Source organism: Hoyosella rhizosphaerae (assembly GCF_014643175.1).
Lineage (GTDB): Bacteria > Actinomycetota > Actinomycetes > Mycobacteriales > Mycobacteriaceae > Lolliginicoccus > Lolliginicoccus rhizosphaerae.
The window spans coordinates 153,140-165,003 of record NZ_BMJH01000002.1 but is presented as its reverse complement, the minus strand read 5'-3'; the positions used below and the strand labels follow the sequence as shown (position 1 = coordinate 165,003).

Genomic DNA, 11,864 nt, shown 5'->3' with positions numbered 1-11,864 from the left:
CGGGTCGGCGGTCAACGAGCCTTGACAAGACCAAAAAACTTTCGCTGCCGAGGCGCCGGAGTGTTCCCGAAAATCTGGTGATACAGCACCGCGTGAGTGAGCTTGGCTTCAGGGACATGGGCAAACTCGAATGGAGGTTCACCAATCGGCGCAATACAGAGAGTTCCTGTGTGGGCAATCCGGTCCAGCATCCCCCTCTTGTACCGCACGCCAGCGACGCGCTGAAGTGGGATATCGAACCCCCGGCGCTTAAACAGCCCCTCTCGGATCGCGATCCTGTGGGTTGTGATGACCAGTGCCGTACGCCACCAACTCACGTATGGGCGAACGAACCGTCGCGAGACGACAAGTGCCCACACGCACACAACTGCCAGCATTCCGACTTCACGGGCTCCGCCTGGCGCATTTGCTTCGAGTGCGCCGATGAGAACGCCCGCAATCCCTGTGGCAAAAATCACCACAATTATTGGGCCGATCAGCATCTTCCAATGCGGGTGCCGGTACATCAAGACCCGTTCGCCGGAACTCGGCGCACCCGATGGAAAAGACATAGTTGCTATTGTGCCCCGCGAAGATGCGTGACGTCACCTGCAGACACTGTGAGAACGCCCCCACCTGGTTGGTTTTCCTGACCAGTACGACGGATGCGCAGACACCCCACGTCGTCCACGGATTCCGCCACACCGGTGACGGTGTCGTTCGGTAGCTCGACGGACACTCTGCGCCCAAGTGTGCCGCACAACGCCCGGTACCGACGACCAACATCTGCCGTCGCACCGCTCGCGGCTAACCACCCTGTCAAGTCAGCACTCAACTGCGTAAGCACGTCCACTGCCAGTACATTTCGATCAATGGCTCGCCCGGTTTCGACGAACAGTGACGTCGCGTGTGGCACAGGTAGCTCCGACTCGGCATGTGCGACATTGATACCGAACCCGATGACCACCCGCGGCGAACCTGGCACTGACGCGATTTCCGCGAGTACACCCGCGATTTTTCGCTCCCCCACCATCACATCGTTGGGCCACTTCAAGACCGCATCGACGCCCGCCACTCTGCGCAGCGAAGTCGCCAACGACACCCCGGTAATGAGCGGAATCCAACCAAGTTTGTCCGGTGTCACCGAATGCGCTGTCACCACAACTGACGTGATCAACGAATACCCCGGCGGCGTGAGCCACGTGCGATCATGCCGCCCACGGCCCGATGTTTGGTTTTCGGCGAACAGCACAGCTTCGGATGTACCACCACGCGCCCGCGCAAGTAGATCAGCGTTGGTCGAACCTGTTTCATCAACCAAGTCGACAGTTCGCCACAGGGGACGGTGGGGCTGAGAAAGTAGCTCCGAACGGATCCGTTCCACATCCATCGGGACTCCAGGTTGCGTCGTCATGGGTACGACCCTACGGCGCACGATTTCCTGCAATAGCTATATCGCTTAGGTATCGTCCACTAGTTTTGGAGGCCCTGCATCAACGCGAAGCACCACTTTCTCGATACACTCCCGCCATGACCAGTGTCACCGAGCCCGAGCGAACCTCAACCGACGCGCCGACGGGAGCGTCGGACGCGGCAGCCGATATTCACACCACCGCAGGCAAACTTGCCGACCTACAGCGACGCCTCGACGAAGCCAAGATGCCCGTCGGCGAAGCTGCCGTGCAAAAAGTGCACGACAAAGGCAAGTTCACCGCGCGAGAACGCATCAACTTGCTTCTCGACGAAGGATCATTCGTCGAACTCGATGCGCTTGCCCGGCACCGATCTACCAATTTCGGCCTGGCAGACAACCGCCCGCTCGGCGATGGTGTCATCACCGGTTACGGCACTATCGACGGCCGCGAAGTGTGCATATTTAGCCAGGACGCCGCTGTTTTCGGCGGCAGCCTCGGCGAGGTGTATGGCGAGAAAATCGTCAAGGTAATGGACCTCGCGATCAAAACAGGACGCCCCCTTATTGGTGTCAACGAAGGCGCAGGTGCCCGCATTCAGGAAGGCGTGGTCTCGCTTGGCCTGTACGGGCAGATTTTCCACCGAAACGTGCTGGCTTCCGGCGTCATCCCCCAGATTTCGCTGATCATGGGGCCCGCCGCGGGCGGTCACGTGTATTCGCCTGCACTCACCGACTTCGTCGTCATGGTGGACAAGACCTCACAGATGTTCGTCACGGGCCCCGACGTCATCAAGACCGTCACGGGCGAAGAAGTCACCATGGAGGAACTGGGCGGCGCGCATACCCACATGGTGAAATCCGGCGTGGCGCACTATGTAGCAAACGATGAGACTGACGCCCTTGAGTACGTCAAGGAATTGCTGAGCTTCCTCCCCAGCAATAACCGCGGTGAAGCACCACGCTTCCCAGCCGAGTCGCCAATTTCCGGCAGCGCTGAGGACTCGCTCACTGCAGAAGACCTTGAACTCGACACGATCATTCCCGATTCACCGAACCAGCCTTACGACATGCACGACGTCATCTCCCGCATTGTGGACGACGGCGAATTCCTCGAAGTTCAAGCACAACGGGCAATGAACATCCTGTGCGGCTTCGCCCGTGTGGAGGGCCGGAGCGTCGGAATCGTGGCAAACCAGCCCACGCAATTCGCTGGAACTCTCGACATCGCAGCGTCTGAGAAGGCCGCTCGATTCGTACGCACTTGCGACGCGTTCAATGTCCCGATCCTCACACTTGTCGATGTACCCGGGTTCCTGCCCGGAACCGACCAGGAGTTCAACGGCATCATCCGTCGCGGCGCCAAATTGCTCTATGCCTACGGCGAAGCAACGGTTGGCAAGATCACCGTCATCACTCGTAAGGCTTACGGCGGAGCGTATGACGTCATGGGATCCAAGCACATGGGCGCCGACGTCAACATCGCTTGGCCAACAGCGCAGATCGCGGTCATGGGAGCCTCCGGCGCCGTCGGCTTCGTATACCGACGCAAACTTCTCGAAGCGGCAAAGAACGGTGAAGATGTCGACGCGCTTCGCTTGCAGTTGCAGCAGGAATACGAAGACACGCTGGTTAACCCCTATATGGCGGCTGAACGTGGGTACCTCGACGCAGTCATTCCGCCATCTCACACACGCTGGCACGTATCCACAGCATTGCGATTGCTTGAACGCAAAGTTGTGAACCTGCCCCCCAAGAAGCATGGGAACATTCCACTGTGAGCGCCACAGAAAGCGATGCAGACAACACTGCGCCTGCCCCATTCCTCGTCGTTGAACGCGGCAACCCCAACCCGGAAGAGCTCGCGGCTGTCGTCGCGGTCCTCGCCAGTGCCGCGGCAGCGAATGCACACCAGACGCCCTATGACCCACGTCCCCGTGAACTATGGGGCAAACTGGGCGAAAACCTGCGCGTCAATCCACCGCTGCCACCTCGCGCATACGTGAACGGCCGGATGTGGCAGTAGCAACTCGTTTAGTGCTCGCCTCTGCCTCACCCGCACGACTCGCGGTCCTCCGGTCTGCCGGTATCGAACCGATCGTGCGGGTATCAGGAGTAGACGAAGATGCAATTACTGCCAGCATGGGCGGGTCCGCCACCCCAGAACAAGTGGTGGTGCGGCTTGCCCAAGCAAAAGCGCACTCTGTGGCCAATGACATCACCCCCAGCCTGGACGGAGTGTGTTGGGCCGGTGCGAACGATGTGCTCAATTGCGTCGTGGTGGGGTGCGACTCGATGCTTCATATCGACGGCGACCTTCAGGGCAAGCCACTCACCCCGGACGTGACGCGGGAGCGATGGAAAACCATGATGGGCCGCAGTGGCGATCTACTTACTGGGCACTGTGTTGTGCGAATCCAAGACGGCACCATCGTTGGGGAAGCAGTGGGATGCAGCACGACCACGGTTCACTTCAGCGAACCGAGTGAGCAGGATCTCGAAGCGTATCTCGCTACCGAGGAACCGCTTCACGTCGCTGGAGCTTTCACCCTTGACAGTCTCGGCGGGTGGTTTGTCGACCGCATCGAAGGTGATCCATCGTCGGTGATTGGAATCGGGCTTCCCCTCGTTCGCACTCTCCTGCATGAGGTGGGGCTGAGTGTCGCTGAATTATGGCGGGACTCTCCAAGTCCAGCTCAGCTCTGACCTCCCGCACACGTTTCCCGGAGGAGCGTCACACACCCACTATTTTTGGAGTCAGTTGTGCATTTCGGCCGACACAGCATCGCAGTGTTTCTCGCCGCATCCGTGGCCTTTGCGGCGGCCGCCTGTGGCTCATCAGAGCCCACCGACGGTCAAACTGCCGACACGCGGTCCATCGTCACACCGCTCGGGACATACGCGGTACCAACATCGCCCGAGCGTGTGGTTGCAATCGACAGTCGACAAGATCTTGAAATCGCGTTGGCGCTTGACCTTCCCGTAGCGGGTATCACTTCCCGTATGGTGCGCCCATGGGTTCCGCTGCGGGGCAACCCAGAGACCTTGCGCTCCCCGGTGGACCTCGTGGAATTGATTCGACTCGATACCGACCTGATCATCGCCACAAACATCGACGACCCACACTGGATGGCCCCCGACCTCAACACTGTGGCACCAGTCATCCCAGTCGACCCGGGCGTTCAGTGGGACGTGAACTTAACTGGAATTGCGGATTGGCTAGGCCGTTCGGAACTAGCAGCCACCGCCATCGCACGATACGATGACCGCGCCGATCGGGTGCGCAACCGGCACTTAAGCGACGATTCTGGCGAGCGCATCGCCATCGTCGACCTTCGTGCGCCTGGCGCGGTAGGCGATCTCAGCCACCCCTTAAGCCTTCCGGGTGCTGTCGTCGCCGACCTCAATGCTCCTGTTGTTCGATTTACCGATAGCCCAGACGACATACTGACCGAGGAACAGGCTCCGCTACTTAACGATGCGACCCGGTTGCTCGTCATCACCGAAGACCCCAACATAGACATTGATGCTCTCACCGCCGACTCGTTCTTCGGAGAACTTCCCGCCGTCCAAGAAGGCAAAGTGATCATCAGCGGGGACATAACCTACGGCTCCGTCTATACCGCCATTGAAGTCCTCGATCTCTTCGACCGCCTCTACCGTTTGTGATTCTGAGCACCAAACGGTGCGGCTTGCGCAGCGCCTTTACCGCTAGGTCGTCGCCGGAATCGCCAAGAACAGCTAGCGTTGACGTGACAGCTTTTCCGCGGGCACCCCTAAGGAGTTGACACTGTGCCTGTACCTCCTGACGCCAATCCAGCTTTCGCTGAGTTCGCCCACCCCGATCGACTCGTCTCCACAGAATGGCTAGCGTCGAACATCGGCCGCCCTGGGCTCAGGATCGTCGAGTCTGACGAAGACGTGCTTGTGTACGATATCGGACACGTTCCAGGGGCACTCAAGATCGACTGGCACCTCGACCTCAACGACCCGGTCACCCGTGATTACATCAACGGCGAGCAATTCGCTGACCTCATGCGTCGTAAGGGAATAAGCCGCGACGACACAGTTGTGATCTACGGCGATAAATCGAACTGGTGGGCGGCCTACGCGATGTGGGTTTTCACCCTGTTCGGCCACCCAGACGTTCGACTGCTCGATGGTGGTCGTGACGCGTGGATCGCTGAAGAACGCGACACGAGCTTCGACGTACCCCGCTTTGCGCCCACCGACTATCCGGTGGTTCAGCGCGACGACACAAAGATCCGCGCCTACCGCGACCACGTGCTCGACCACCTCGGCACTGGGCCCCTCATCGATGTCCGTTCCCCGATGGAATACACGGGTGAACGCACACATATGCCGGACTACCCGGAAGAGGGCGCGCTCCGCGGCGGTCACATCCCCACCGCTGTGAGCATTCCTTGGGCCAAAGCAGCCGCCACTGACAGTCGATTCAAGTCTAGGAAGCAACTGGAAGAAGTCTACGGAGACTTCGAACCGACCGAAGACACCATCGTCTACTGCCGAATTGGCGAACGCTCAAGCCACACCTGGTTTGTGCTGACGTACCTGCTGGGGTTCTCCAACGTCCGCAATTACGACGGTTCGTGGACCGAATGGGGTAACACGGTCCGTGTCCCCATCGTGAAAGGCGACGAACCAGGACAGGCACCGACACGCGCATGAGTGCAATGACTCCACCTCCGCCCCTTCAGGAAATCATCGACGACTTCCAAGCAATGCAGGGTGAGGAAAAGATTCAGCTACTTCTCGAGTTCAGCAGGGAACTTCCAGAACTTCCCGCTGAACTCGAGGAAGCTGCAATGGAACCGGTACCCGAGTGCCAGTCTCCACTCTTCTTGGCTGTCGACGCTTCTCGGCGCGACCACGTGGTCTTGCATTTCAGCGCACCTCCGGAGGCGCCAACAACACGAGGCTTCGCATCGATACTCCACCAGGGGCTGAATGGGCTTAGTGCGGACGAAATCTTGGCGGTCCCGGATGATTTTTACCTCAACCTTGGCCTTGAATCGATCGTGAGTCCTTTGCGCCTGCGAGGCATGTCGGCCATGCTCACGAGAGTCAAGCGGCGCCTGCAACAGGCGACCTAGTGTGACATGCGACAGCAATTGTCCTCATTTTCTGTCGCGTCAATCACCAACAACCACGTCACTCTCTGCGAGAGTGATTGGTGACGAGTTCTGTCAAGATTGACAGCCGGTTCACATGTGACGGCGTCGTTTGCATAGACTCTTCACCGACGCAACCTCAGTTCGTTGTTCAGCGAGGCTTGCGCACGTGCCTTGTGCACTGCCCAGGCTCCCCGTCGAGCAACCACGTTGAAACCAGGAGGCTCAGTGCCCAGCGAGACGACTGCACGCATCACCAAAGTGCTCGTTGCCAACCGTGGCGAGATAGCGGTTAGGGTGATCCGGGCGGCACGAGATGCGGGCATCGCGAGTGTCGCCGTGTACGCCGAACCGGATGCAAACGCACCCTTTGTCAGGCTTGCCGACGAAGCCTTCGCGCTAGGCGGCAACACGTCCGCTGAGTCATACCTTGTGTTCGACAAGGTCATTGACGCGGCTCGGAAGTCCGGGGCAGATGCGATTCATCCCGGTTACGGCTTTCTGTCCGAGAATGGCGCTTTCGCGCAGGCTGTCATAGATGCGGGGATCATTTGGATTGGTCCCGATCCGCAGTCCATTCACGACCTCGGTGACAAGGTGACAGCACGCCACATCGCCACGCGAGCAGGCGCTCCGCTTGTTCCTGGGACTAAGGAGCCTGCTGCCAACGCGGACGAAGTCGTTGCCTTCGCCGAAGAATTTGGTCTGCCGATTGCTATTAAGGCCGCTTTTGGTGGCGGTGGCCGCGGGATGAAGGTCGCCCGCACACTCGAAGAAGTACCTGAACTTTTTGAGTCCGCCACTCGTGAGGCAGTGTCCGCGTTTGGTCGCGGCGAATGCTTCGTTGAGCGATACCTCGACAAGCCTCGCCACGTTGAAGCCCAGGTTCTTGCAGATAAGCACGGCAATGTGGTTGTCGTCGGTACTCGTGACTGCTCGCTGCAGCGCCGATTCCAGAAACTTGTTGAAGAAGCACCAGCTCCGTTCTTGTCAGACGCGCAACGCGAAGAAATCCACACATCAGCGAAAGCGATCTGTCGCGAAGCGAACTACCACGGTGCAGGTACCGTCGAATACCTTGTGGGCCAAGATGGCCTGATTTCGTTCCTCGAAGTCAACACTCGACTGCAGGTGGAACACCCCGTAACGGAAGAAACGTCGGGGATCGACCTCGTACGCGAGCAGTTCCGCATCGCAGAGGGTCAGGTACTCGACCTTAAGGAAGACCCCAAACCACGGGGTCACTCGTTCGAGTTCCGCATCAACGGTGAAGATGCTGGACGGAACTTCCTACCCGCACCGGGCTCCATCACGCGGTATGACACACCATCAGGTCCTGGCGTTCGCGTGGACTCGGGTGTGGAAAATGGCAGCATTATCGGCGGTCAGTTCGACTCCATGCTGGCGAAACTTATCGTCACTGGCGCAACCCGTCAGGAAGCGCTGGAGCGGTCGCGCCGCGCCCTCGCGGAGTTTGTAGTCGAAGGCATGGCTACGGTTATCCCGTTCCACCGCAAGGTTGTGGAAGATGCAGCGTTTGTGGGCGACGGCACCAGCTTTGACGTGCACACCCGGTGGATTGAAACCGAGTGGGACAACACTGTCGAACCTCACGGCATCCCGGAAGCACCCGAAGACGAAGCAACTCCGCGTCAGAAACTTGTCGTAGAGGTCGACGGCAAACGCCTCGAAGTCTCCCTTCCTGGAGACTTCAGCGTTGCCTCAAATGGCGGCGGGCCGAAGAAGAAGCCGAAGTCCCGCGCGCGTGGTGCGGCTGGTGGAGCAGGCGCCTCAGGCGACGCGGTCGTAGCGCCAATGCAGGGCACCGTCGTGAAGGTTGCAGTCGAAGAGGGTCAGGAAGTTCAAGAGGGCGAACTTGTGGTCGTCCTTGAAGCAATGAAGATGGAAAACCCGGTTACCGCGCACAAGTCCGGAATCGTTACTGGGCTAGAGGTCAATGCCGGTACCGCAGTGACACAAGGGACGGTTCTTCTCGAACTTAAGTAACAAGTTGTGATCAGTCCCCCATGCCAACGTAGCGAAAGCGTTTTACCATAGTGGGCATGGGGGACGAACCAGATATCAGAGTCGGGCACGCTGAGCGTCAGCGTGCCCTTCACGCACTTAACGAGCACTTCACTGCGGGCAGATTGACGCTGCTCGAGTTTGACGACAGAACCGCGCGTGCCACAGTGGCGTTGACCCGAAGCGAACTCGACGCCTTGTTCTCCGACTTGCCACCGCTACCCGCATCGCAATCCCCAGCAGGCTCTCCACTGCCCGCCGCCAGTGCTTCGCCAAGCGCACCTGTGCCGTTCCGGCAACGTATCCCCCGCGACACCATCATGGCGCTCACGCCTTTTGCCGCCCTGTTCTTATTCATAACTGTTGGTCATTGGATGTTCTTCCTCCTCATTCCTGTCACCGCGATCGTCCTGTACTCCGGCGACGATGACGATGACGATGATTAAGGCCAATGCCGGTAACGTCGTGACGCATGGAACCAGTGGAAATCAATGCAGGCCAGTGGTATCTCCGCGCACTGCGCTCAGATGAGCGTGTTGACGACTCACCAACTTTGACTGCGCACGGAATTGCCGAACCGTCTTTATACGTGCAGGAATGTGCCGCTGGGTGGGCGTCCGAACAGCGATTCACGTGGGCAGTGTGCGAACCGAGCACGGGTGAAATGTTGGGGGAAGTTACCGCAGTTCCAGATGGCAACACAGCTGAACTGTCGGCCTGGTGCCTGTCAGGCCACAACGCAGCCGTGGTGGAGGCGTACGGGGCCGTGGAGCGCTTCATATCTGGTGGGCTCGGGTTTGTCGTGCACCATGCCGCAAACCGCCCTCGCGCGTAACGCATGCGGATCTCGAAGGTTGATGCCGGTCAAATCATGCGCGCGCTGCCCCTTGCCCTGACATTCGTCGTTGTCTGCATCATGCTGTTTTCGCCAGCGTCCGAGTCTTCGGTGGCGATACCGCATATCGACAAGGTCGTTCATGCGGTCATGTTCGCAGCACTTGGTTTCACGTCTCGGCTAGCTCGAATCGGGATTGTTGCCAGCACTGTCTGGCTTGGGGTGTTCGCTGTGATATCGGAGATAGCGCAGGGGCTCATGCCGTTCGGGCGTACGGCCGATCCATGGGACGTAGTTGCGGACGTTGTAGGCGCGTTGGCCGGAATCTTGTTGCACCACTTCGCTTTTCGACCGAAACGCGCTCCGACTCTAGGCGATGCCGATAACCATTCAGCGCGGACAACATCACACTGCAACCCCCGCCTCAGGCCATAAAAAGTCGGAGAAAACCGGTAGGCTAGTCATCGTGAGCAACGCACGCAACACCGACCAGGGGCCACCGGAACCGACCCCGCGAAGTTCCCGTGCCCGTCGCCGCATACCTTTTCCGTCGGTTCGAGGTAGCAGCACCAATGGTGCAACCGCCGCAACCGCACCCTTAGCTCTTGATGCACACCACTCCGGCCTGGTATCTGACCCATTTCGATCACTCGCATCAGTGCCCGGACACCTAGCGTCAATGCCGGGGCAACTGGCGTCGATGCCAGGCCAGCTCGCGTCAATGCCGGGGCATATCGGCAAGACAGCCAAAGGGGCGCTAACACCCGCGCGAAAAGCCATCGCGCATGCGTCGCATTCACTCACCCCGAAACCTACGCCAGAACCTGAGCCACCAATTCTGACGACCAATGACGCAGAGATACTTCGTGCTGTGCAGGAAGAATTGCAGATCCTAGCTCGCACAGTCCGGGATCGGCGAGTACGCCGTCGCCTCAATGCGGCCCGGGATTGTCTCAACGAAGTTGGCAAGGAAACGAAGTCCTCAAGCATCGTTCCTCGTCGATCTCGGAACCGCGATTCGCTTGCGCGCCTGCAACACGTTCGCGCCATGGAGCTACAGCGCAAGAGAAATCCCCTTAACCCGCTTCGCTACCCCGGCTACATGAAGTTTGCGATTAGCAAGATCTAGCTTTAGCACCCCGCATCTGTGGCATTAGTCACACGTCACATACACTTCATTCGTGCTGAGGAAAAGGTCTCAACGTCGTCGCCATCGCGTAACAATTCTTGCTGCAGCCGCCGCCGCCATTTTGGGCGTCACAGGCATCTCCCCCGCTGCTGCGCAAACCGGTGGCTTTTACGCGCCGCCGACACCACTCGCCTCGGTGGTGCCCGGCACCGTCCTCAAGGCGGAACCGCTGCCCCTGTTGCTCCAAATTCCCACCGACGATGGGCCGCTCCCAGCCGCGGCGACTCGGCTGATGTACCAGAGCACGGACCCCCTTGGGAACCCCATCGCGGTCACCGGCACCTACCTTGATCCGACAGTCCCGTGGAACGGGCCCGGTGAACGCCCACTCGTCAGCATGGCTCCAGGCACGCAGGGGCAAGGCAACCAATGCGCACCGTCGAAGCTTCTAAGTCAACTCGTGCAATACGATCCGCCGCTCGACATTCGAGGCGAATACGAGCTTCCTTTTATGGTGGCGATGCTGTCCCAAGGGATCGCCGTTGTGATGACGGACTACCAGGGGCTCGGCACCCCCGGCGTCCACACGTATGTCAACCGCGTCGCCCAAGGAAACGCTGTTCTCGATGCTGCACGCGCGGCACAAAAACTTCCGGGAACCAGGATCGGCAATGATGGTCCGATCGCATTGTGGGGGTACTCACAAGGCGGCTCCGCAACCGCAGCTGCCGCCGAATTGCACCCTACGTATGCGCCCGAGCTTGATATCAAGGGCGCCTTCGCCGGGGCACCACCATCGGACCTCAAGGAGGTTCTGCGCAGAATCGACGGCAGCATCCTAACTGGCGCGATCGGTTACGCCATCAACGGTTTCCGTCACGTGTATCCCGAGATTGAGCCCCTCCTCGACGCCGAACTCAACGATCGCGGAAAGCAGATGCTTCGGGACGTGGCAGCGCAATGCGTCGGCGAAACCGCGCTGACCTACGGGTTCCAGCAGACAAGCACTTTCACCACGAGTGGCCGCCCTCTGTCAGATGTTCTCGACGAGCTCCCTGAAGTGCAATCCATCATTGCCACACAACAGCTCGGCAAGGTTCAACCTGAGATACCTGTTCTGGTTCAGATAGGTACGGACGACGACATCATTCCGGCGGTCCAGGTGCGCACTCTTGCTGCAGATTGGTGTGCACGCGGAGCGACAGTGGCACTGACAGAAAACCCACTTCCAGCAATACTTCCGGGGCTAGCTGTTAACCATGGCCTGCCGTACCTGCTCGGTGTCGTCGAGTCGATCGAATTCATCAACGACCGTTTCGCCGACCGACCAGCCCCCTCAACCTGCTAGCGCCC

General features: G+C 59.4%; 14 protein-coding genes. 12 read left to right on the top strand and 2 right to left on the bottom strand.

Annotated elements, in window-relative coordinates:
• Positions 1-11: 11 nt before the first annotated feature.
• Positions 12-551: a PH domain-containing protein gene (locus IEW73_RS08945; protein ID WP_188673528.1), complete on the bottom strand. Its 540-nt coding sequence runs from the start codon at positions 549-551 to the stop codon at positions 12-14.
• Between the two features lie 5 nt (positions 552-556).
• Entirely contained in the window at positions 557-1,393 is an 837-nt protein-coding gene (locus tag IEW73_RS08940) for a biotin--[acetyl-CoA-carboxylase] ligase (RefSeq protein ID WP_188673525.1), read from the bottom strand.
• Positions 1,394-1,509: 116 nt separating this feature from the next.
• Between IEW73_RS08940 and IEW73_RS08935 the strand changes: the two genes are divergently transcribed.
• From IEW73_RS08935 to IEW73_RS08880, 12 genes are all read left to right on the top strand, one after another.
• Positions 1,510-3,171 (top strand): acyl-CoA carboxylase subunit beta, encoded by a 1,662-nt coding sequence (locus IEW73_RS08935; RefSeq protein WP_188673523.1) that lies wholly within the window; start codon positions 1,510-1,512, stop codon positions 3,169-3,171.
• On the top strand, positions 3,168-3,416 hold the full coding sequence (locus IEW73_RS08930) for an acyl-CoA carboxylase epsilon subunit (RefSeq protein WP_188673521.1): 249 nt from the start codon (positions 3,168-3,170) through the stop codon (positions 3,414-3,416). The genes IEW73_RS08935 and IEW73_RS08930 overlap by 4 nt, the downstream gene beginning before the upstream one ends.
• Positions 3,407-4,096: a Maf family protein gene (locus IEW73_RS08925; protein WP_229675882.1), complete on the top strand. Its 690-nt coding sequence runs from the start codon at positions 3,407-3,409 to the stop codon at positions 4,094-4,096. Before IEW73_RS08930 ends, IEW73_RS08925 begins: the two co-directional genes overlap by 10 nt.
• A 57-nt stretch (positions 4,097-4,153) precedes the next feature.
• Complete coding sequence (locus IEW73_RS08920) at positions 4,154-5,059, top strand: TroA family protein (protein WP_188673518.1); 906 nt, start codon at positions 4,154-4,156, stop codon at positions 5,057-5,059.
• Between the two features lie 123 nt (positions 5,060-5,182).
• The gene (locus IEW73_RS08915) at positions 5,183-6,079 is read left to right on the top strand and encodes a sulfurtransferase (RefSeq protein WP_188673516.1); all 897 of its coding nucleotides are present in this window, start codon (positions 5,183-5,185) and stop codon (positions 6,077-6,079) included.
• 5 nt (positions 6,080-6,084) lie between these two features.
• A complete protein-coding gene (locus IEW73_RS08910) occupies positions 6,085-6,504 on the top strand; it encodes a SufE family protein (protein WP_188674939.1) in 420 nt (139 codons plus the stop codon).
• Positions 6,505-6,750: 246 nt separating this feature from the next.
• Complete coding sequence (locus IEW73_RS08905) at positions 6,751-8,529, top strand: acetyl-CoA carboxylase biotin carboxylase subunit (RefSeq protein ID WP_188673514.1); 1,779 nt, start codon at positions 6,751-6,753, stop codon at positions 8,527-8,529.
• 56 nt (positions 8,530-8,585) lie between these two features.
• Positions 8,586-8,993, top strand: coding sequence for a DUF1707 SHOCT-like domain-containing protein (locus IEW73_RS08900; protein ID WP_188673513.1), 408 nt, complete (start codon positions 8,586-8,588; stop codon positions 8,991-8,993).
• Between the two features lie 26 nt (positions 8,994-9,019).
• Positions 9,020-9,382 carry a GNAT family N-acetyltransferase gene (locus tag IEW73_RS08895; RefSeq protein ID WP_188673512.1) on the top strand — a complete coding sequence of 121 codons (363 nt, stop codon included), beginning with the start codon at positions 9,020-9,022 and terminating at the stop codon, positions 9,380-9,382.
• Positions 9,383-9,385: 3 nt separating this feature from the next.
• Entirely contained in the window at positions 9,386-9,817 is a 432-nt protein-coding gene (locus IEW73_RS08890; protein WP_188673510.1) for a VanZ family protein, read from the top strand.
• 31 nt (positions 9,818-9,848) lie between these two features.
• On the top strand, positions 9,849-10,511 hold the full coding sequence (locus IEW73_RS08885; protein WP_188673508.1) for a hypothetical protein: 663 nt from the start codon (positions 9,849-9,851) through the stop codon (positions 10,509-10,511).
• Positions 10,512-10,563: 52 nt separating this feature from the next.
• On the top strand, positions 10,564-11,859 hold the full coding sequence (locus IEW73_RS08880) for an alpha/beta fold hydrolase (protein ID WP_229675881.1): 1,296 nt from the start codon (positions 10,564-10,566) through the stop codon (positions 11,857-11,859).
• Positions 11,860-11,864: the final 5 nt, after the last annotated feature.